Here is a 22,571-nt window from a genome sequence, read left to right on the forward strand (position 1 = left end):
TTTCTTCTTATTTATTAATGAGTTATACTGAAATAAATTTATTTTAACAAAAAGTATCTCCAAATTACCAAACAAAAATATTCAACAACTCAAATTTAAATGAGTTAACAAAATTATATCCAAAAATATTATGTTAATATGTAAAATTTGTTAATTCAGCTATAATTATGTGTTATTTGGAGAAAATAAGTTATAAAATATTTTAAAAACGCTATTTTAGAAGAATTATTGAAAATTTTAATAAGTATAATAACCAATCTATAAATTAACTATGTCAAATTCTAACAGCTTATCTAATAATACAGGGAAAAACACCTTTATTCCAATTCTTATTATTGCTGGATTATTTTTTATTTTCGGGTTTGTAACTTGGATTAATGGAGCCTTAATTCCATTTATGAAAACAATTAATGAGCTCACCTCCGCTCAATCTTATTTGGTGGCTTCAGCATCCTATATTTCTTTTGTGGTAATGGCTTTACCTGCATCCTATATTCTAAATAAAATAGGTTATAGAAAAGGAATGTCTTTAGGTTTATTTATAATGGCTGTTGGAGCACTTGTTTTTATACCTGCTGCAGAAGCAAGAACTTATTGGGTATTTTTATCAGGTATTTTTATTCAAGGTATGGGTATGACATTGTTACAAACAGCTTCAAATCCTTATATTACAATTTTGGGACCAATTGAAAGTGCCGCAAAACGTATAGCAATTATGGGGATTGCAAACAAGGTGGCAGGCGCATTAGGGTCTCTTATTTTTGGAGCTATTTTATTATCTGGAATTGATAGTGTAAAAGATAGATTAAGCACAGTTTCTCTAGTTGAAAAAGGGCATTTATTAGATACTATGGCCGATAGTGTAGTAGTGCCTTATGTAGTAATGGCGGTTGTTTTAATGGTTTTAGGAATTTTAATTAGAAAGGCACCACTACCTCATGTGGAAGCAGAACCAATTGAAGAAACGAGAAATGGTGAAACTTCTAAAACTAGCATATTCCAATTTCCACATTTGTGGCTTGGTGTTTTAACGCTTTTTGTGTATGTAGGTGCTGAAGTTATTGCTGGAGATACTATTATTGCTTATGGAATATCTTTAGGGTTTCCTGCTGCCGATGCTAAATTTTTTACCACTTTTACACTTTTAGCCATGGTAGCAACTTATGGATTGGGAGTGTTTTTAATACCTAAATATATCAATCAAGCTTTTGCTTTAAAAGCAAGTGCTGTTTTAGGAATTGTATTAACATTTTGTATTGTATTTACCACTGGGTTTGTATCCATAATATTCGTCGCAGCCTTAGGTATAGCAAATGCGTTAGTTTGGCCTGCTGTATGGCCATTAACTCTAAAAGGTTTAGGCAAGTTTACTAAAACAGCTTCTGCATTGTTAATTATGGCTATTTCAGGAGGAGCAATTATACCACCTTTATATGGAAAACTTGTAGATAGTAATAAAGCTGAATTGGTTGCGCAAGGTTTAAGTGATGCTGCAGCTACAGCAGAGTCAGCAACCTCGGGTTATTGGATTTTATTACCTTGCTATGCCATTATTTTGTATTATGCTTTAGCAGGACATAAATTAGGTTTAAAAAAGTAAGAACAATGAACTTATAATTTTTCTTATTTATGGTAGCTAAAAGATTAATTGCACTCGATGTTTTAAGAGGGTTAACTATAGCTTTAATGATTATGGTTAATAATCCTGGAAGTTGGAGTTATGTTTACCCTCCGTTACGCCATGCAAAATGGCATGGGTGTACACCAACCGATTTAGTTTTTCCTTTTTTCTTGTTTATTGTTGGGGTATCAATGTGGTATTCATTTAAAAAGTTCGAAAAAGGAATTACAAAGGCTAGCCTTTATAAAGTTTTAAAAAGAACTTTAATTATTTTTTTACTAGGGTTATTTTTAAACCTTTTCCCAAAATTTGACTTTGAACATGTTCGAATTTTAGGTGTTCTACAACGAATTGCTATAGCTTATGGTATAACTGCATTGTTGGGTTTACAATTTGATATTAAAAAACTAAAATTTTTATTTGTAATTATTTTAGTTGGGTATTGGTTATTACTTTTATTAGGAGGAAACTCAATAGACCCATTTGCAGAAACTGGAAATATTGTTCAGAAAATAGATTTGCTAGTTTTAGGTGAAAATCATATGTATAAGGGGTTAGGGTTTACTTTTGATCCTGAAGGGTTATTATCGGCTATTCCATCTATTGGAACAGTTTTGTTAGGTTATTTCACAGGAAGGATTATCGATACATCTTCTAATACTATAAGAGCAATTAAAAACTTACTTTTTTATGGTTTTATATTAACCGTAATAGGGTTAGCTTGGGGAATTGTTTTTCCAATCAATAAATCGTTATGGACAAGTACTTATGTTTTATATGCAGGAGGTTTGGCAATGCTATTTTTAGCATTGTTATTATGGATTATTGATGTGCAAAAAATAAATAAATGGTCTAAACCTTTCATTCACTTTGGAACCAACCCATTATTTATATTTGTATTTTCAGGTATTTATATTAAAATTATTATTTATTTAGTGAAAATAACAACAGTAGATGGAGAAAAACTTACAGGCTATTCTTACTTATACCAAAGTGTTTTTGTACCGCTAGCTGGCAATATGAATGGTTCATTACTATTTGCTGTAACACATATAATATTCTTTTGGTTTTTAACGTATATACTTTATAAAAAGAAGATTTTCATTAAAATTTAACATAAAAAAAACCTCGCAATTCGCGAGGTTTTTTTTATCACAATAAATGTGTATTTTTTATACTAAAGAAACCCTTTTAAAGTCAATTACAGAAACATCATTACCAATAGTTTTAACATATTCGGCAACTGTTTTCTTTTCATCTTTAATAAAGTTTTGATCTAAAAGACATTGTTCTTGGTCTAAAGTAGTATTGTCAGAGATAAATCTTTCTAATTTACCTGGTAAAATTCTATCCCAAATAGCTTCAGGTTTTCCTTCTGCTTTTAATTCTTCTTTTAATCGTTCTTCAGTTTCAGCTATAATTTCATCAGTTAATTGAGCTCTTGAAATATAGGTTGGTACATTTTTAAGTGTTTTACCTAATCTAGCAAGTTCAATATTATCTTTTTCAATTACTGCAATTCTAGCTTCAGTTTCAGAAGCAACGTAAGCAGGGTCAAAATCTTTATAAGATAATATACTTGCTCCCATTGCTGCAGCTTGCATAGAAATGTCTTTAGCAACAACATCAGCTCCATCAACATTAGCAGATAAAGCTGTAATAGCAGCTATTTTGTTACCTGCGTGAATGTAAAATCCAACATAAGGACCTGATACTTTTTCGAAAGCACCGATTTCTAATTTTTCACCAATTACACCAGTTTGCTCAATTAATTTTTCAGCAACGGTTATTCCTCCAAAATCAGCATTCAAAAATTCTTCTTTTGAATTGTAATTTACAGCAGTTTTTGCAAAATCGGTAGCTAATGCTACGAAATTATCATTTTTAGCAACAAAGTCAGTTTCACAGTTTAAAGAAATAATAACACCTTGAGTATTATCATCATTTACATATGCTATAGCAGCACCTTCTGAAGAATCTCTGTCTGCTCTTTTTGCAGCAACTTTTTGTCCTTTTTTACGTAAAATATCTACTGCTTTGTCAAAATCTCCTTCTGCTTCAACAAGTGCATTTTTACAATCCATCATACCTGCACCGGTAGATTGTCTTAGTTTATTTACTTCTGCGGCTGTAATTTTTGCCATTTTTTTAATATTTTTTGTTGAACTTGGTGTTCAACTATTTTACATTAATTATTTTTTTACTTCTGCTTTGTCTTCAGCTACTTTTTCTTTGTTTGCTTTTCTATCAGCTAAACCTTCAGCCATAGAGTCAACAACATAACCTAAAACCTTATTAATTGATTTTGAAGCATCATCATTTGCTGGTACTACATAATCAATTCCTCTAGGGTCAGAGTTTGTATCAACCATTGCGAAAATTGGAATGTTCAAGTTTTTAGCTTCAGCAACTGCAATGTGTTCTTTTTTAACATCAACTACAAAAATTGCACCTGGTAAACGTGTCATATCAGTAATAGAACCTAAGTTTTTTTCTAATTTTTCACGTTGACGGTTAATTTGAAGTTTTTCTCTTTTAGAAAGGGCATCGAAAGATCCATCTTGCTTCATTCTGTCAATAGATGACATTTTTTTAACAGCTTTTCTAATAGTTACAAAGTTTGTTAACATTCCACCAGGCCATCTTTCAGTAATGTATGGCATGTTAATGCTTTTAGCTTTGTCTGCAATAATTTCTTTAGCTTGCTTTTTGGTAGCTACAAAAAGTACTTTTCTACCTGAGGCTGCTATTTTCTTTAAAGCTTCAGAAGCTTCTTCGATTTTTGCAGCAGTTTTATAAAGGTCAATTATGTGAACACCGTTGCGTTCTCCATAAATATATGGAGCCATGTTTGGATCCCATTTTCTAGTTAGGTGTCCAAAGTGTACACCTGCATCTAATAATTCTTTAATTTCAATATTTGTCATTTGTATGTAGTTTACGTTCCGTTGAGTTAGCAATAGGGAAGTAGCGAAGAATCGATCTTCCCTATTTGGATGCTAAACTTTTTACAGTCATTGACTGATCAACGACAACTTTGTTTTAATTTTAATTTCAATGAACCACCAAAATAATTGGTGACACAACTCCAAAAAACGATTAACGTTTTGAGAATTGGAATTTTTTTCTTGCTTTCTTTTGACCGAATTTTTTACGTTCAACCATTCTAGGGTCTCTAGTAAGTAATCCTTCTGGTTTTAAGATGGCTCTATTTTCTGGGTTTAATTCAACAAGTGCTCTTGAAACTGCTAAACGAATAGCTTCAGCTTGTCCTGTTACCCCACCTCCATAAACATTTACTTTAATGTCAAATGCGGTTGCATTGTCAGTTAAGTTTAATGCTTGCATAATTTTATACTGCAATGTTGGAGTCGTAAAATAGCTTTTATAGTCTTTTTTGTTAACCGTAATGTTTCCTTTTCCTTCAGAAACATAAACACGAGCAACTGCTGTTTTTCTTCTACCTATTTTGTGTATTGTATCCATTATCTAAGATCGTTAAGGTTAATAGCTTTTGGTGTTTGAGCATCATGTTTGTGCTCAGTACCAGCGTAAACGTATAAATTTTTGTACAGGGCACTACCTAATTTATTTTTAGGCAACATTCCTTTAACTGCTTTTTCAACCAAACGAGTTGGATCTTTTTGAAACATTTCTGAAGCAGATAACGATCTTTGTCCACCTGGATAACCTGTATGACGAATGTATGATTTGTCACTCCATTTTTTACCAGATAAATTAATTTTTTCCGCGTTGATAACTACTACATTGTCTCCACAATCTACATGAGGAGTGTAGTTAGTTTTGTATTTACCTCTAATTAGCATAGCTACTTTAGAAGCTAGACGACCCAACGTTTGACCGTCTGCATCAACTACTAACCACTCTTTATTTGCGGTCTCCTTGTTAGCTGACACTGTTTTGTAACTTAATGTATTCACAATTAAATTCTTTGTTATAATTAAACATTTATTTTTGTTCCCTAAAAAGGGAGTGCAAATGTACAAACTATTATTTATATAACAAACAGTAAGTTAGGCTTATTTTTTACAGTTAATAAAGTTGTAATAAGTATACGTTTAATATCGTGAAATTTTATTTATTAGAAAGGTGAATTTTAAGTTATTTTATTAATGTGCTTCTAGCCAGTTTTTCCCTTCTCCTAAGTCAACTGTTAATGGAACTTCAAATTTAAATGCATTTTCCATTTTTTGTTTAATTATTGGTTTTAAGGTTTCTAGTTCATCTATATGCATATCAAAAACCAATTCATCATGAACTTGTAATAACATTTTAGTTTTATAATTACCTTCATTTAAAAATTGATAAATACCAATCATTGCTAATTTAATAATATCAGCAGCACTTCCTTGAATTGGTGCATTCACTGCATTTCGTTCGTCAGCAGAACGTACAATAGCATTTTGAGAATTGATATTTTTAAGATAACGTCTTCTATTTAAAATAGTTTCAACATAGCCATTTTTACGTGCAATAGCTACCTGATTGGCAATAAATTGTTTAAGTTTTGGAAATGTTTTATAGTAGTTATCTATAAGCTCTTTGGCTTCAGTTCTAGATTTATTGAGTTGTTGAGCCAATGTAAATGCACCTTGACCATAAATAATTCCAAAATTAACTGCTTTAGCATCTCCACGTTGCGTTCTAGTAACTTCACTTAAAGGAACACCAAAAACTTTTGCAGCTGTTGCAGCATGAATATCTTCTCCGCGTTTAAAGGATTCAATCATACTTTCATCTCCGCTTAAAGCTGCTATAATTCTAAGTTCAATTTGCGAATAATCAGCGGCAACTAATAGGTAATTTTTATCTCTTGGAACAAATGCTTTTCTAACTTGTCGACCTCTTTCTGTTCTAATAGGAATGTTTTGAAGGTTAGGGTTGTTAGAACTCAATCTACCAGTAGCAGCTACGGCCTGGCTATACGTTGTATGGATTCTACCTGTTTTAGGATTTACTTCATTAGGTAAGGCGTCAACATAAGTATTTTTAAGCTTTACCAATCCACGCCATTCTAAAATTTCTTTTACTATTTTATGTTTTGGAGCTAATTTAGAAAGTATTTCTTCACCTGTAGCATATTGTCCTGTTTTGGTTTTTTTTGGTTTAGCTACTAATTTTAAGTGATCAAATAATACATCTCCTAATTGTTTAGGGGAGGCTAAATTAAATTCAATGTTAGCTTCTTTATAAATAGTTTTTTCTAATGTTAGAATATCTTCTGTTAATTTTTCAGATAAAGAATTTAAAAAAACGTCATCCATTTTAATGCCTTCTAATTCCATACCTGCCAATACACGAACTAAAGGAATTTCAATTTCATTAAATAATTTAGTGAGATTGTATTTTTCCAACTCTGTTTCAAAAAAGTTCTTTAGTTGAAAAATTATATCAGCTATTTCACCAATATATTCAGCTTGTTCTTTTAAATCAATTTCTCTAATTGAAAGTTGGTTTTTACCTTTTTTACCAATAAAGGTTTCTAAGGCAAGCGGTTTGTAATTTAAATAAGTTTCTGAAAGAACTAAAAAATCATGACGCATATCTGGATTCAGCAAATAATGTGCTAACATGGTGTCAAATAGTTTGCCTTTTAAGTGGATATTAAAATTGTTTAGAACTTTTATATTGAATTTTATATCCTGACCAATTTTTTCAATTTTAGTAGTTTCAAAAAATGGACGAAATTCTTCTAATATAGATTTAGCTTCTGTAATATTTTGAGGTAAAACTACATAATAGCCTTTCCCTTTTTCATACGAAAATGATACTCCAACTAATGCTGCTTCAAAGCAATTTTCTCCTATAGTTTCTATATGAAAGCTTACGGACTTTTGTAAAAGTATTTTTTCAAGGAGTAGTTTTCTTGCTAATTTTGAATTTACATATTGATAAAAATGATTGGTGTTTTCGGTGCTTTTGTAAGTAGATGTAAAAGTTTCCTTTTCTGAATCTTCAGAAGCGTTTGAAAATAAGTCAAATTGTTGTGAAGTTGCAATTGGTGCTTTTGTTGTGGTAGATTTAGCTTCTTTTTGAGATTTATTATCACTTGCGGAATTAACAGATGCATAGGAGTTTTCAACATTAAAAATTTTGTTAAAACTATCAGCAATTCTTCTAAATTCTAACTCTTGTAAAACTTCATTAACTTTGGCAAAATCTGGATGATTTAACTCAAAATTTTCTTCATGAAATTCAACGGGACAATCTAACATAATAGTTGCAAGTTGTTTTGATAGCAATCCTAAATCTTTATTAGCCTCTACTTTTTCCTTCATTTTACCTTTAAGCTCGTGAGTGTTGGCTAAAAGGTTTTCCATACTACCGTATTGTTTAAGAAACTTTTTGGCAGTTTTTTCACCAACACCGGGTAATCCAGGGATGTTATCAATAGAATCTCCCATCATTCCTAAAAAATCGATTACTTGTTCTGGGCGCTCTACTTCAAATTTTTTCTGAACTTCAGGAATTCCCCATATTTCAATGCCATTTCCCATACGAGAAGGTTTGTACATAAATATATTTTCTGAAACCAATTGGGCAAAATCTTTATCAGGTGTTACCATAAAGGTTTGATAGCCAGATTTTTCAGCTTGTTTAGATAAGGTTCCTATTAAATCATCAGCTTCAAAACCTTCTTTTTCAATAATAGGAATATGCATTGCTTTTAATAACTTTTTGATATAGGGAACAGCAATTTTTATAGCCTCTGGTGTTTCTTGTCGATTAGATTTGTATTCAGGAAAAGCTTCATTTCTAGCGTCAGAACCTCCTTTGTCAAAGGCTACGGCTAAATGGTCAGGTTTTTCTCTTTTAATGACATCTAACAAAGAATTTGTAAACCCTAAAATGGCAGAAGTATCCATACCTTTCGAATTTATTCTTGGATTCTTTATTAAAGCATAATAACCACGAAATATTAATGCATAGGCATCTAAAAGAAAAAGACGTTTTTGTGTAGACATTTGTAAAAATTATTGAGTTCTTTATATTGGAGTAAAAGTACTAAAATGAATTTTAACAAATCATTAATTTGCTTAATTAACAGTTTTTAGGCTTATAATGTATATTTACCAAAAAAGAAGATTATTTTATGATTAGATGGATTATTTTTATTGTTTTTGTATTGTTTATTGATTTTTATGCATTTCAAAGCGTAAAAACCATTACCAAAAACAAGTATATATTGCTGTTTTATTGGATAATTTCGTTTGCGGTTTTAGGAAATGTTATTTATCAACTAACAACTTTTAATAATTCGAAAGGATTAACGCAAGCTGTGATGTTAGCTTTTGGCTTGGTAATTTTATCAATTACTCCAAAAATACTGGCAATTGTTGTGTTATTTAGTGAAGATATTTTTAGAATTGTAAAATCAGGGTTCAATTATTTTTCATCTAAACACACTGGGAATTTTTTTCCAGAAAGAAGAGAAGCTGTTAGTAAAATTGCTTTAGGAATTGCAGCCATTCCATTTAGTTCAGTTTTGTATGGGATGGTTAAAGGAAAATATAATTATCAAGTTATAAAGCACACGTTATATTTTGATGATTTACCAGTTGCTTTTGATGGTTATAAACTCACACATATTTCAGATATACATAGTGGTAGCTTTGATAATGAATCAAAAATTGACTATGGAATTAATTTAATAAATGAACAAAACTCTGATGTAATTTTATTTACGGGTGATTTGGTTAATAACACTGCAGATGAAATGGATCCTTGGATTTCAAATTTTAGCAAATTAAAAGCAAAAGACGGTAAGTATTCAGTTTTAGGGAATCATGATTATGGAGAATATGTGCGTTTTAAAACCCCGCAAGAAAAAGAAGAAAATTTTAAAGCTATAAAAGATATTCATCCAAAAATTGGATTTAACTTATTGTTAAATGATAGTGTTTATTTAGAAAAAGAAACTGATAAAATTGCCTTAATTGGAGTTGAAAACTGGGGAACTCGATTTAAAAAAGCTGGAGATTTAAATTTAGCTTCATTAAAAGTAAAAAAAGAAGACTTTAAAATTTTATTAAGCCACGACCCATCTCACTGGAATACAGAAGTGAAAAACCATGATACAAAGTACCACTTGACATTAAGTGGCCATACCCATGGAATGCAGTTTGGAATTGAAATACCAGGAATTAAGTGGAGTCCGGTACAATATGTGTATAAACAATGGGCAGGCATTTATAAAGAGTATGGAAAGTATCTAAATGTTAATCGCGGTTTTGGATTTTTAGCTTTTCCTGGAAGAGTTGGAATTTGGCCAGAAATTACAGTAATTACACTGAAAAAGAAATAGATATCCTTTTTTTAATTTAAAATGTTACATTTGTATAGTTACAAATTGTTATTTTTTGAGGTTTTGTTCAAAAAAATATAAAAGAATATGGCAAAATTTGGAGAATTAATTAGCTCAGATATCCCTGTTTTAATAGATTTTTATGTAGAATGGGAAGAAGAAAATTCCGATGATTTTCACAGTGTGCTTCGTGATGTTGCAGCTGCTTTAGGTGATAAAGCAAAGGTGATTAAAATAGATATTGAAAAAAACGAAGTATTGGCTAATGCTTTAAGAATAAAAGGGAATCCTACATTTATAATTTATAAAGATGGTGAAATGAAATGGCGTCAATCAGGTACTCAAGACGCTAATACACTTATAAATTTGGTGCAACAATACGTATAGTTTTAAGTTATTTTCTTAAAACTATAACCTTTGTGCGAGTAGTATTCCAAAATTTTAGGCAATACATAATATAGTTTTTCTTTAGCTTTTAAGCTGTCGTGAAAAACTATAATACTTCCATTTTCAGTATTTCTAACCACATTTTCTAAACATTTTTCAGGGCTAATTTTTAAATCAAAATCGGCACTTAACACATCCCACATAATTATTTTGTAACCTTGTTTTCTTAGTTTTTTTGATTGCGATAAACTTAATTTCCCATAAGGAGGTCTGAAAAGTTTAGAGGTATTATTAATAAAATTAGTTGTTTTTAAACAATCATCAATATATGCATAAGTAGTAGTTTTCCAACCATTTAAATGATTGAATGTGTGATTACCAATAGAATGCTTTGCCTCAATAATTTTTTGATAAATTTCTGTGTTTTCTTGAATGTTTTTGCCTATGCAAAAAAAAGTACCCTCTGCATTGTATTTAGCCAATTCTTTTAAAACCCAAGTAGTTATTTCTGGGGTAGGACCATCATCAAATGTTAGGTAAATAACTTTATTTTTTCTAGAAAAACTCCAAGCCCAATTATTGAAAAATAATTTAAGAAAACTTGGAGTTTTAATAAAATATGGTTTCATATTTTTGAATTATTCGTCTTCAATTAAAAAATCAAATAATTTTAAATAGCTAACATATTCTTCTTTCATTGCTGTAGAAAATTCTTCTTCATCATAACGAATGGTAGTTCTTACAATTTGATCGTACATTCTTAAGCTACGTTCAATTTCATCAAAAACGCCTTCAATATTATTAGGGTCAAACTGACTGTAATAGGTTAGTTGTTCTTGTAAAACAGTATTTAATTCAGCAGTTAATTTACGTGCTTTCTCAGTTTTTTCTAGCATATAATATAAATCTACATATGAAATTAACATGCTGTAATGGCCAAATTTGTGAACAGGCATTTTTTCTAACGAAATATCAATTATTTCTGCTGCTTTATCTAACTGATTTTCTTCAATTAATTTTCGAGCCAAGCGCTCCATGTTATTTCTATAGGTAACGGAGTTTTTACGTGTTTCAGGATCTAAGTAAATATTGTCGTCGGTGATATTTCTCCAATCCCAATTTTTAACATTTTCATACATTATGTCTGTGTTAATTCTTCCCATTTCAAAGAAATTTCCTTCATCGGGTGTTAAAATTGGCACAAACTTATAAGTCATACCATCCAACTGTAAATAATCTTTTAGCCAAATATATTCTTCATCAGCTTGAGCACCACCTGTAAAATAGATTGCTTGTTTCCAATTGTTGTTAGCTAAAATATCTAACATTAAAATTCTGTTTTTAGTAAGCGCACCATTAAATTCAATATCAATATAAGGAACAATTAAATCGGCATCTTTTTGGGCAACAATACCATTTTTTAGCACCGCATTTTTATCAACTGGAATTCTAATTTTATTTGTTGGAAGTACTTTTTCAAAAATTCCATCATCATCTAAATCGTATTTAGTTACGTCATTATCGCTCTCAATCCATTTCATAAAATAATCAATATCTACAACAGAATCTTTAAACTGAGGGAATAATTCTTCAAAATAATAAGCTACATCTAGAGTTCCCCATTTGTATTTGTCATGGGTTAATTGTGATGGAATAGGAGGCGCTTTATATGTTTTACGCTTCATTTGATCAATATACCAGTCGGTTTGAAAAAGACTGGTGTTAATCAATTTAAGATCGGTTCTATAATTTTCCACTTCTTGCATATACCATAATGGGAAGGTATCATTATCACCAATAGTAAATAAAATGGCATTTTCATCACAAGAATCTAAATAAGCTTTTGCATTTAAATGTGATGTGTATCTGTTAGATCTATCATGGTCATCCCAATTTTCTGAAGCCATTAGGGTAGGTACAGCAAGTAAAGAAATTAATGAAACTGCAATGGCAACTGAATTTTTATTGGCGTAATTTTTTAGTTTGTCGTAAAGAGCATATACTCCAAATCCAATCCAAATAGCAAAAATATAAAATGAACCAACTACGGCATAATCTCTTTCTCGAGGTTCAAATGGTTTTGGATTGGTGTAAAAAATAATTGCTAAACCAGTGAAAGCAAAAAATAGGAATAAGGTGTAAAAGTCGTTTTTATCCTTTTTTAAATGAAAAAAGAATCCTATTAAACCTAAAATTAGAGGTAAAAAATAGTAGGTGTTTCTACCTTTGTTGTTTTTTACATCTGAAGGTAAATTGGTTTGAGGGCCTAAATGCCATTCATCAATAAATTTAACGCCACTTAACCAATTCCCATTTTGTAGGTCTAATTGTCCTTGTTCATCATTTTGTCTTCCTACAAAATTCCACATAAAATATCTTCCATACATGTATCCAAATTGAAAATCAACCATAAATTTGATGTTTTCAATAAAAGTTGGTCTTCTTTTGCTTGCTTGTGGAATTCCAGCAATAGCCTTGTAATTTCTAATTACAGAGGCATCAGTACTTACCATTCTTGGAATAAATCCTTTGTGTTTACTGCTCCAATTAGGGAGTGCATCTTTATAATGATTAACAATCACATACTTTCCAGTTTTTTCATCTTTTTCATATTTTGGCTTATCATCTTTGGTTGGATTGCTTTTATCTGATTCTCTATTATAGACCAAAGAATAATAAGTGTCGTAAAATACATTGGCATCGCCGTATTGTTCACGGTCATAATAAGCTAATAACTCACGTGCACTAGATGGATTGTTTTCATTAATGGTAGTGTTAGCATTGGCTCTAATAGGTAACATAAGCCAGGATGAGAAACCAATCATAATAAATAATACAGAAAGTATAATTGTATTAGCGTTTACCAATTGTTTTTTATGAGTGTAGTTAATTCCATAGTAAAATGCTGCAATTAATACAATTCCAGCGATAATACTTCCTGAATTAAATGGCAGCCCAATTGAATTCACAAAAAATAATTCTAAAGCACTAAAATATTTCAAAGTATAAGGGAATAACATTTTAAAAACAAATACCAATACCATAATTGAAACAATATTTGCAATTATAAACTGCTTGGTGTTTAAAGTTTTATATTTTTTGAAAATATATAAAAATACTATGGAAGGTATTACTAATAATGAAAGTATATGAACTCCAAAAGATAACCCAACAACAAAGCTTATTAATAGCAACCATTTGTTACCTTGAGGTTGGTCTAAGACCGCTTCCCATCTTAATCCTAACCAAAATAATAAAGCCATTAAAAATGAAGACATTGCATAAACTTCACCCTCTACCGCACTAAACCAAAAACTGTCAGAAAATGTATAGGCTAATGCCCCTACTAAACCACTACCTAATATTGCAATAAAAGAACTTTTAGATATTTCAGTTGAATTGGAAGCTTTTTTTACTAATTTTTGAGCTAAAATTGTAATAGTCCAAAATAAAAACAGGATGGTAAATGCACTGGCTAAAGCAGACATGAAATTAACCATTTTAGCTATTTCTGTAACCTCACTTGTAAACATGGCAAAAAATGCTCCTAACATTTGAAATAAAGGAGCTCCTGGAGGATGCCCAACTTCCAGTTTTACAGCAGTTGAAATATACTCTCCACAATCCCAATAACTAACGGTTGGCTCTAAAGTTAAAGTGTAAGTAAGTAGTGCAATAGAAAAGGCAACCCATCCAAGAATGGTGTTCCATTTAGTAAAATTGAATGAATTCATAAAAAAAAATTTATCGAGGCGAATTTAGTAAAATTAAACTTAAATATTGAAAGTAAGAACGCTATGAACTCAGAAATAACTATTAAAGTATCGTTAAAAATTTTTTCTTTAAAAAAAACTAAAAATTATTTGTTGAATTAAAACTTTGGTTTAAATTTGCACTCGCAAAATGACCCATGGTGTAATGGTAGCACTCCGGTTTTTGGTATCGTCAGTCAAGGTTCGAGTCCTTGTGGGTCAACAAGCAAATAAAATATCCCTTTAAACATTGAGTTTAGAGGGATTTTTGTTTTTTAAGTGCTTCATTAAAAAATTTAATGCATAATATTCTTTTCAGTTGGTTTATAGTTGATTAAAGTAGCTAAGTATTTCTTATTTTTAGCTAAATAATGTTTTTTTGAACTACCATTTAGAAACATAGTTTATAGATTATTTTAAAAAAACATATATAATAGTAAAAAATACATTTATTTTGTAAGAAATAATTTAAACATCATGCAAAAACATTTAATTCTAAGAGTTTTTATTTTATTTGGATTTACTACACAAATATTTTCACAAGAAAAAAATCCAATAACTAATTACAAATTTTATATTGAAAATAAACAAATGATTGGTGATAATAAATTAAAACCTAGAGCATCATTTAGTTCATTTTCTTCTTCTGAAAATGCGTTAACAAATGATATATCAAAATCTTATTATAAATTATTAGATGGTTTTTGGAAATTTAATTGGGTAAAATCGCCAAAAGATAGACCTACGGAATTTATGAACCCTAATTCCGATATTTCAAATTGGGAAACTATTAAGGTGCCTTCTAACTGGGAGGTTGAAGGTTTCGGAATTCCTATTTATGTAAATCATCAATATGAATTTGCAGATTACAAAGCAATGATTGCTGATGATATGGAGTTAGAAAATAAAATGTATCCTAAAAACCCAGGAGATGTTCCAGATAATTACAATCCTGTTGGTTCTTATCGAAGAGATTTTACAGTGGATAGTAATTGGACTGAAATGGAAGTGTTTTTGCATATTGGAGCTATGAAGTCTGGAGGTTTTGTTTGGTTAAATGGACAATATATTGGATATTCTCAAGGAAGTAAATTACCTTCTGAATTCAACATCACTTCAGCATTAAAAGAAGGAAAAAATACCATTGCAATTCAAATTTTTAGATGGACTGATGGTAGTTATTTAGAATGTCAAGATTTTTGGCGTATTAGTGGAATTGAGCGAAGTGTTTATATGTACGCGCAGCCTAAAGTTAGAGTTGAAGATTTTGAAGTTGTTTCTACACTTGATAATGGTTATAAGAATGGAATTTTTGACATTACCGTTTCATTAAATAATCATACATCAAAATCAAAAAAAGTTGAATTGAGCTATAAACTTTTTGATGAAAATCAACAAATTATTTCATCAGGAAAATCAAAAGTTACCATTAATTCTATAAAAAATGAGACTATAAATTTTAATGATCAATTAAAGCAAGTAAAACAATGGAGCGCAGAGCATCCAAACTTATATACCCTGCTTATTGAGTTGAAAAATTCTAAAGGAAAGCTGCTAGAGGCAATTCCTTCTAAAATAGGATTTAGATCAGTTGAGATTAAAAATGGACTTCTTTTAGTAAATGGACAACGAATTACACTAAAAGGAGTCAATGCACAAGAAACAGATCCTGAAACAGGTCATGTAATGTCTGAAGAAATGATTTTAAAAGACATTCGTTTATGGAAAGAAAATAACATAAATGCAGTGAGGTTAAGTCATTATCCAAGGGGAAGAAGATTTTATGAATTGTGCGATGAATATGGAATATATGTAGTAGATGAAGCCAATATTGAATCTCATGGAATGTATTACGGAAAATATTCATTAGCCAAAAAACCAGATTGGGAAAAAGCTCATGTAGATAGAATGCTTAGAATGGTAGAAAGAGATAAAAATCATCCATCTGTAATTATTTGGTCTATGGGTAATGAAGCAGGTAATGGAGTTAACTTTTTTAAAGGGTATAATGCAATTAAATTAGCAGACAAAACAAAGCGACCAGTACAATACGAAAGAACATACAAAGATAATGATGGAAATTTATTTGATATGGATATCAATACCGATATTATTGTACCACAATATCCATCACCTCAACTTTTTGAAGAGATAGGAAAATCTAAAACCGATAGACCTTTTATACCAAGCGAATATGCACATGCGATGGGAAATAGTACAGGTAACTTTCAAGACTATTGGGATATCATAGAAAAGTATGACAATCTTCAAGGAGGTTTTATTTGGGATTGGGTAGATCAATCTATTTGGAAAACCAATGATAATGGAGAGCGCTATTATGCTTATGGAGGAGATTATGGAGAACATATGCCAACAGATAATACTTTTTTAAATAATGGAATTGTATTTCCAGATCGTTCACCGCAACCTGCTTTATATGAAGTGAAAAAAGCACATGAGTTTATAAATTTTAAAGACAAAGGAATTAATAGATCTAATGAATTAAGAGTTTTAGTCGAAAATTTATATGATTTTACCAACTTAGATCAGTTTGCTATTACAGCAAATATCAAGGCTGATGGGGTTGTTTTAAAAACGATAACTGTAGGTAATATTTCTGTAGAAACTCACACTGGGAAACTAATTAGAATAAACTTAGACAATATCAATTTTAAAGAAAATACTGAGTATTTTGTCGAGTTTTCAGCAACTACTAAAAATAGCTGGGGAATTTTACCAAAAAACTTTGAAGTGGCTCGTGAACAAATAGCACTAAAAACAAAATATTTATATGCTAAAAATAATAACATTGTTAAAAAGAACGAGTTAACATTGAATAATAATTCAGAAAATATTTTAATACAAAATAAAAACGTAACTATAGTTTTTAATAAAAAACAAGGTCGTATTAGTTCCTATAAATATTTAGGAGATGAACTTTTAAAAGATGGAAAAGGGCCTCAACCTAATTTTTGGCGAGCAGTAACGGATAACGATTTTGGAAATAAAATGCATCTTAAAAATGTTGAGTGGAAAAAAGCTTCTCTTTTTTCAGAAGTAAATAAAATAACTTCCGTTATAAATAAGAATGGCGATGTGGTGTTAAATGTGACTTATAATTTACCGGGAGTTGAAACTACATTTAATACCAAATATACAATTACTGGTGAAGGTTTCATACAAATTAATAATACATTAAACCAAACTAACTATTTAGCAGATATTCCACGTATTGGAATGCGTATGCAATTACCAAAAGAGTATGATAATATGGAGTATTATGGTCGTGGTCCTTGGGAAAATTATCAAGATAGAAAGGCATCAGCTTTTATTGATGTTTATAAATCTAAAGTAAAAGATCAATACGTACCATACATTCGACCACAAGAAAATGGTTATAAAACAGATGTACGATGGGCTTCTTTTTCAAATAAAAAAAATAACGGATTATTAGTGATTTCAGGTGAAAATTTAAATGCGCTTGGGTTGAGTGCGTTACATATGTCAAATGAAGATTTTGATACCACAGAGGGTATAGTTTATGGTGATATAAAAGATGTAGATGAAAAATACAGAATTGATGGAATTCCTAAAATTAATGCTTCAAAACACACTATTGATATTGTTGAAAAAGATTTAATTCAATTAAATATTGACCTAGGTCAAAGAGGTGTAGGGGGAGATGATAGTTGGTACTCGATGCCTCAAGAAAAATATCAGTTAAAAGGAAATGTTAAACATTCTTACTCTTTTTATTTACTTCCTTATAAAAATAAAACAACCAAAGATTTTATTAATTTAAGTAAACAGTATTTAAAGATTCCAAAAAAATAAACTTCAAAACAAATTTTTAAAACCTTTTAGCTAGCTAAAAGGTTTTTTTATGTTAAACCATAAAACTTCTTTTCACAAAATTTTAATAAAAAATAAATTAATAAGGTTTAGTAAATGCTTAAATTTATGACTTATAATCAAATTAAACTAATCTAAACAATTACCAAATGCTTAAAATGTATAAAAAGGGATGGATTTTTACATTCTTCCTAAGTGTACTAATGTTAGTACCTTCGACTCAATTTTTTGCTCAACGAAAGAAAAAAAAATCTTCAGAAAGTAAACAATTTGAATTAAAAGAAAACATGTTAAATATGCTTAAATTTAGAAGTATAGGTCCAGCGGCTTATTCTGGACGTATTTCTGATTTAGCAGTAAACCCTGATAATCCTTCAGAATACTATGTTGGTGTAGCATCAGGAGGTTTGTGGAAAACCATAAACCATGGAACAACTTTTGAGCCTATATTTGATGATCAATCTGTTTTTTCAATTGGCTGTTTAGCAATGGATCCAAATAATTCAAATGTAGTTTGGGTAGGAACAGGGGAAAACAATTCTCAGCGTAACCTAGCCTATGGAGACGGAGTTTATAAAACTACTGATGGAGGAAAAACATTTACTAATATGGGGCTCAAAACAAGCTCTCAAATAGGTAAAATTATGATTGACCCAAGAAACAGTAATGTAGTATATGTTGCTGCACAAGGGCAAGCATGGGGGCCAGGAGGAGAAAGAGGTTTGTATAAAACTACCGATGGTGGGAAGACTTGGAATAGAGTTTTAGAAATTGGAGAATATACTGGAGTATCTGATATGGAAATGGATCCTAGAAATCCAGATATTTTATATGCCTCAGCTCATCAACGCGAACGTAGAGTTTATTCAAAAATTAATGGAGGACCTGAATCAGCAATTTATAAATCTGTTGATGCTGGAGCTTCTTGGACAAAACTTAAAAAAGGGCTGCCAAAGGGTGATGTTGGTAGAATAGGGTTGGCATTATCACCAGCAAATCCAGATATAATTTATGCAGTAATTGAGCTTCCTGGAAGCAAAAGTGGATTTTATAGATCTACCGATATGGGAGAAAGCTGGGAGAAAAGAAGCGATAAAGGAACAACAAGTCCTCAGTATTATAATGAAGTTTATGCAGATCCATTAAATCCTAATCTAGTTATTTTAATGGATACAAGAAATGCACTTTCTGAAGATGGAGGCGTTACTTGGAAAAATATTGAAGGAAGAAATAAACATGTGGATAATCATGCAATTTGGATTGATCCTAAGGATACCAACCATTATTTAGTAGGATGCGATGGTGGTTTATATGAAACGTTTGACAGAGCAAAAACTTGGCAATTCAAGAATAATTTACCAATAACTCAATACTATCATGTAAGAGTAGATAACGAATTTCCTTTTTATAATGTGTATGGAGGAGCACAAGATAATGGTTCTTGGTTTGGACCTTCACAAACACATCGAAGAAACTTAGTAAATTCAGATTGGACGTATACCATTGGAGGAGATGGCTATCTTTCCATTCCTGATCCTAATAATCCTGATATCCATTACTGTGAGTCTCAGTATTGTGGATTAAGAAGATACGATAGAACAACTGGAAATAGTATTTCAATTCAACCACAACCAACAACTGATGAAGAATATAGATGGAACTGGAATACGCCATATTTTCTTAGTCCATTTAACTCAAAAACACTATATGTAGCAGGAAATTATGTATTTAAAAGTACAGACATGGGAGGTACATGGAAAAAAATTAGTGGAGATTTAACCCGTCAAATAGATCAAAATAGTCTGCCAATGATGGGGAAAATTTGGCCACCTGAAGCAATTGCTAAAAATTTATCAACTTCTAAATTTGGAAATATTTTTGCATTAGCAGAATCACCATTAAAGCAAGGAATGATTTATGCTGGAACCGATGATGGCTTGATTTGGATTACTGAAAATGATGGTGAAAATTGGACAAAGTTTGATAAATTCCCAGGAGTTCCAGAAATGACTTTTGTAAATTATGTACTGCCATCTCAACATAATGAAAATGTAGCATATGCTTGTTTCGACGGAAGAAAAAATAGCAGCGATTTTAAACCGTATTTGTTAAAAAGTACCGATAAAGGTAAAACATGGACATCAATTGCTGCAAATTTACCTTCGGGTACTGTTTATTGCATTCAAGAAGATTTTTTAAACCCTAATATTTTATTTATTGGAACAGAATGGGGGGTTTGGACAACGATTGATGGAGGTAAAAAATGGGTGCAAATTAAAAATGGTATCCCAACAATTCAAGTAAAAGACTTAACAATTCAACAACGTGAAAATGATTTGGTTGTTGCAACTTTTGGACGTGGTTATTATGTGTTAGACAATTATTCTTCATTAAGACATTTAAATGAAGAGATTGAGAGTAAGGAAGCACATTTATTTGAGATTAAAGACGCACTTTTATATTTTCCATCAAGTAATTTAAATTATCAAGGAGATGTTCATTTTAGAACGCCTAACCCAAATCCTTCTGCCAAGTTTGAATATTATGTAAAAACAGGGTATGAAACCTTAAAACAAAAAAGAATTAAAGCTCAAAAAGCCGCTGAAAAATCTGGAACTTTTGTGTATCCGTCAGAAGAAGAATTAATGGCCGAAAAGCAAGAGGATAAACCAACATTAATTTTTACCATATATGATAGTAAAAATAATATTATGAGGAAATTAACATCGCCATTAAAAAGTGGATATAATAGTATTTTTTGGGATTTAAGTTATTTATCAAATCGTGGCGCAAAAGTGGTTCCAGGAGAGTATAAAGTTGCAGTTGATAAAAATGTTAAAGGAGAATTTACTCGTTTAGTTGAACCAAAATCATTTAAAGTAGTTTCATTACCAAATGGGTTAGGAACACCAAATTATGAGAGTAATTTTGAATTCCTAAAACAAGTTACAGATTTAAATGTAAAAGTAATGGCAAGTAGAACACAAATTGAGAAAGTGAATACTACGTTGAAAAATATGAAGACTATTTTAAGTAATATGCCTGTTGAAGCAAGTGTTTTAGTAGATAAGATTAATGATTTACAGAAAGAAACTGATGCTATTTCAAAAGTTATTATAGGAGGTTTTGGGGCAAAAAATTCAGTAGCTAGCAGACTTGGTTTTTCAATGTATGCTACAAGATCTGCCCAAGTAGATGTTACTGGAGCGCAAAAAGAACAATTTGAAATTGCTAAAACTCAGTTTACGGCTCAAGAAACTGATTTAAAAAAGTTAGTGATGGAAAAATTACCAACGCTTCAAAAAGAGTTTGAGACAAAAGGAGGAGTGCTTTATAATATTCCTGATAGACGTAGGTATTATGAAGATTAATTAAAATTTTATTGATAGTCATAAAAATCTCTTTAGTTTTCTAAAGAGATTTTTTTATTTAAGATGAAAACCCTTTAATAAATAACTTCAAAGAAGAAAAATGTAGTAAATTTATCCAACTATTTATAAAAATTGAAATACCAAAAAAACTGTAACATGGTACCTTTGATCACTATAGAAGAAAAACTAAAAGAACGAATAAAAGAACTTACTTGTTTATATGAGGTTACTTCGATTATAGTAAATTGTGATTATGACCAACTACAAAAAAGTTTACAAGCTATAGTTATTTGCCTAAAAGATGCTTTACGTTATAGTGAACAAGCCTGTGTAGAAATTAAAACCGATGATTTTTTTGTTTCCACAGAAGAGTTTCCAAAAAAAATGGTTCTTATAAGTTCACCAATTCATATGTTTAATAAAGAAGAAGGAGTTTTAAAAGCAGGGTATTTAAATACTAATTTTACAGAAAAAGTATTTTTATATGAAGAAAAATTACTTTTAGCTAAAGTTGCTATTGAAATAGGTAATTTATTAGAGCGTAAAAAAATTCAAGAAAATGAAGCTCTTTTAAAAAGAAAAGTTGAACGAGCTGATAGAATTAGTATATTAGGTGAAATAACAGCTGGAATTGCTCATGAGTTAAATACACCATTAGCAAATATTTTAGGTTTTGCTGAACTGTTAAAAAGTAGGTCAAAAAAAAATAGCCAAGCTGAAAAAGATATTGATAAAATTATCAATAGTGCAATTTATTCAAGAGAAGTGGTCAAGAAACTTATGTTTTTTGCCTGTGAGATGCCTCAAAAAAAAGAGCTAGTAACCATAAATGAAGTAATAACAGACGCCATAAATTTACTAGATCCAACATTCAAAAAGAACAAGATAACCTATTATTTAAACTATAGTCATCCTTCAATTCAATTAAAAGTAGATATCATTCAACTCACTCAAGTTATTTTTAATCTAATTTTAAATGCCATTTATTTTTCACCCGAAAAAGGGGAAATTATTATCAATGTAACAGACAATTTAAAAGATGTTGAATTAAAGATTTCTGATGAAGGACCAGGAATAAAAAATAGTATTTCAGACAAAATATTTGAACCTTTTTTTACTACAAAGCCTGTTGGAGATGGTTCAGGCCTAGGTTTAAGTGTGGTTCACGGTATTATTAAAAGCCATCAAGGAGCTATTAAACACGAACCTAATTACCCTAAAGGAACTACCTTTGTTATTAATTTTCCTAAATTATAGATGTA

14 protein-coding genes and 1 tRNA gene are annotated in these 22,571 nt (G+C 30.4%); 8 read left to right on the top strand and 7 right to left on the bottom strand.

The window, feature by feature from the left end; translation table 11 throughout:
- The first annotated feature begins 271 nt into the window (after nucleotides 1-271).
- Both ACFQZW_RS00530 and ACFQZW_RS00535 read left to right on the top strand, forming a co-directional pair.
- Nucleotides 272-1,600 (top strand): sugar MFS transporter, encoded by a 1,329-nt coding sequence (locus tag ACFQZW_RS00530; protein WP_298264740.1) that lies wholly within the window; start codon nucleotides 272-274, stop codon nucleotides 1,598-1,600.
- Between the two features lie 29 nt (nucleotides 1,601-1,629).
- A complete protein-coding gene (locus ACFQZW_RS00535) occupies nucleotides 1,630-2,736 on the top strand; it encodes an acyltransferase family protein (RefSeq protein ID WP_298286726.1) in 1,107 nt (368 codons plus the stop codon).
- Between the two features lie 57 nt (nucleotides 2,737-2,793).
- Here ACFQZW_RS00535 and tsf read toward each other — a convergent pair whose 3' ends face one another.
- From tsf to polA, 5 genes are all read right to left on the bottom strand, one after another.
- Complete coding sequence (tsf, locus tag ACFQZW_RS00540; RefSeq protein WP_298264742.1) at nucleotides 2,794-3,765, bottom strand: translation elongation factor Ts; 972 nt, start codon at nucleotides 3,763-3,765, stop codon at nucleotides 2,794-2,796.
- Nucleotides 3,766-3,813: 48 nt separating this feature from the next.
- On the bottom strand, nucleotides 3,814-4,548 hold the full coding sequence (gene rpsB, locus ACFQZW_RS00545; RefSeq protein ID WP_298264743.1) for a 30S ribosomal protein S2: 735 nt from the start codon (nucleotides 4,546-4,548) through the stop codon (nucleotides 3,814-3,816).
- 172 nt (nucleotides 4,549-4,720) lie between these two features.
- Nucleotides 4,721-5,107, bottom strand: coding sequence for a 30S ribosomal protein S9 (gene rpsI, locus ACFQZW_RS00550; RefSeq protein ID WP_298264744.1), 387 nt, complete (start codon nucleotides 5,105-5,107; stop codon nucleotides 4,721-4,723).
- Entirely contained in the window at nucleotides 5,107-5,562 is a 456-nt protein-coding gene (gene rplM / locus ACFQZW_RS00555) for a 50S ribosomal protein L13 (RefSeq protein WP_298264745.1), read from the bottom strand. The genes rpsI and rplM overlap by 1 nt, the downstream gene beginning before the upstream one ends.
- A 189-nt stretch (nucleotides 5,563-5,751) precedes the next feature.
- Nucleotides 5,752-8,607, bottom strand: coding sequence for a DNA polymerase I (gene polA, locus ACFQZW_RS00560; RefSeq protein WP_386781274.1), 2,856 nt, complete (start codon nucleotides 8,605-8,607; stop codon nucleotides 5,752-5,754).
- A 128-nt stretch (nucleotides 8,608-8,735) separates the two neighbouring features.
- On the opposite strand from polA, the gene ACFQZW_RS00565 reads away from it, so the two are divergent.
- Both ACFQZW_RS00565 and ACFQZW_RS00570 read left to right on the top strand, forming a co-directional pair.
- Nucleotides 8,736-9,947, top strand: coding sequence for a metallophosphoesterase (locus ACFQZW_RS00565; RefSeq protein ID WP_372802711.1), 1,212 nt, complete (start codon nucleotides 8,736-8,738; stop codon nucleotides 9,945-9,947).
- A gap of 87 nt (nucleotides 9,948-10,034) precedes the next feature.
- Nucleotides 10,035-10,334, top strand: coding sequence for a thioredoxin family protein (locus ACFQZW_RS00570; protein WP_298264750.1), 300 nt, complete (start codon nucleotides 10,035-10,037; stop codon nucleotides 10,332-10,334).
- A gap of 2 nt (nucleotides 10,335-10,336) precedes the next feature.
- On the opposite strand, the gene ACFQZW_RS00575 is transcribed toward ACFQZW_RS00570, so the two are convergent.
- Nucleotides 10,337-10,963, bottom strand: coding sequence for a polysaccharide deacetylase family protein (locus ACFQZW_RS00575; RefSeq protein ID WP_386781275.1), 627 nt, complete (start codon nucleotides 10,961-10,963; stop codon nucleotides 10,337-10,339).
- Nucleotides 10,964-10,972: 9 nt separating this feature from the next.
- Complete coding sequence (locus tag ACFQZW_RS00580) at nucleotides 10,973-14,068, bottom strand: glycosyltransferase family 117 protein (protein WP_386781276.1); 3,096 nt, start codon at nucleotides 14,066-14,068, stop codon at nucleotides 10,973-10,975.
- Between the two features lie 170 nt (nucleotides 14,069-14,238).
- On the opposite strand from ACFQZW_RS00580, the gene ACFQZW_RS00585 reads away from it, so the two are divergent.
- The 4 genes from ACFQZW_RS00585 to ACFQZW_RS00600 all read left to right on the top strand — a co-directional run bounded on the left by ACFQZW_RS00585 (nucleotide 14,239) and on the right by ACFQZW_RS00600 (nucleotide 22,566).
- Nucleotides 14,239-14,309 (top strand) — tRNA-Gln (locus ACFQZW_RS00585).
- A gap of 254 nt (nucleotides 14,310-14,563) precedes the next feature.
- Nucleotides 14,564-17,920, top strand: coding sequence for a glycoside hydrolase family 2 TIM barrel-domain containing protein (locus tag ACFQZW_RS00590; RefSeq protein ID WP_386781277.1), 3,357 nt, complete (start codon nucleotides 14,564-14,566; stop codon nucleotides 17,918-17,920).
- 221 nt (nucleotides 17,921-18,141) lie between these two features.
- Nucleotides 18,142-21,309, top strand: a complete 3,168-nt coding sequence (locus ACFQZW_RS00595) for a WD40/YVTN/BNR-like repeat-containing protein (protein WP_386781278.1) — start codon at nucleotides 18,142-18,144, stop codon at nucleotides 21,307-21,309.
- A 156-nt stretch (nucleotides 21,310-21,465) separates the two neighbouring features.
- Entirely contained in the window at nucleotides 21,466-22,566 is a 1,101-nt protein-coding gene (locus ACFQZW_RS00600) for a sensor histidine kinase (protein ID WP_298264759.1), read from the top strand.
- Nucleotides 22,567-22,571 lie beyond the last annotated feature (5 nt).

Source organism: Lutibacter aestuarii (assembly GCF_042676885.1).
GTDB lineage: Bacteria > Bacteroidota > Bacteroidia > Flavobacteriales > Flavobacteriaceae > Lutibacter > Lutibacter aestuarii.

What these genes read in the sequence shown, in the direction of transcription:
- ACFQZW_RS00600 (WP_298264759.1), top strand. Translation starts at nt 21,466, where the DNA reads ATGGTACCTTTGATCACTATAGAAGAAAAACTAAAAGAACGAATAAAA.
- ACFQZW_RS00580 (WP_386781276.1), bottom strand. Translation starts at nt 14,068, where the DNA reads ATGAATTCATTCAATTTTACTAAATGGAACACCATTCTTGGATGGGTT.
- tsf (WP_298264742.1), bottom strand. Translation starts at nt 3,765, where the DNA reads ATGGCAAAAATTACAGCCGCAGAAGTAAATAAACTAAGACAATCTACC.
- ACFQZW_RS00575 (WP_386781275.1), bottom strand. Translation starts at nt 10,963, where the DNA reads ATGAAACCATATTTTATTAAAACTCCAAGTTTTCTTAAATTATTTTTC.
- ACFQZW_RS00535 (WP_298286726.1), top strand. Translation starts at nt 1,630, where the DNA reads ATGGTAGCTAAAAGATTAATTGCACTCGATGTTTTAAGAGGGTTAACT.
- polA (WP_386781274.1), bottom strand. Translation starts at nt 8,607, where the DNA reads ATGTCTACACAAAAACGTCTTTTTCTTTTAGATGCCTATGCATTAATA.
- ACFQZW_RS00565 (WP_372802711.1), top strand. Translation starts at nt 8,736, where the DNA reads ATGATTAGATGGATTATTTTTATTGTTTTTGTATTGTTTATTGATTTT.
- ACFQZW_RS00590 (WP_386781277.1), top strand. Translation starts at nt 14,564, where the DNA reads ATGCAAAAACATTTAATTCTAAGAGTTTTTATTTTATTTGGATTTACT.
- rpsB (WP_298264743.1), bottom strand. Translation starts at nt 4,548, where the DNA reads ATGACAAATATTGAAATTAAAGAATTATTAGATGCAGGTGTACACTTT.
- ACFQZW_RS00570 (WP_298264750.1), top strand. Translation starts at nt 10,035, where the DNA reads ATGGCAAAATTTGGAGAATTAATTAGCTCAGATATCCCTGTTTTAATA.
- ACFQZW_RS00530 (WP_298264740.1), top strand. Translation starts at nt 272, where the DNA reads ATGTCAAATTCTAACAGCTTATCTAATAATACAGGGAAAAACACCTTT.
- rpsI (WP_298264744.1), bottom strand. Translation starts at nt 5,107, where the DNA reads ATGGATACAATACACAAAATAGGTAGAAGAAAAACAGCAGTTGCTCGT.
- ACFQZW_RS00595 (WP_386781278.1), top strand. Translation starts at nt 18,142, where the DNA reads ATGTTAGTACCTTCGACTCAATTTTTTGCTCAACGAAAGAAAAAAAAA.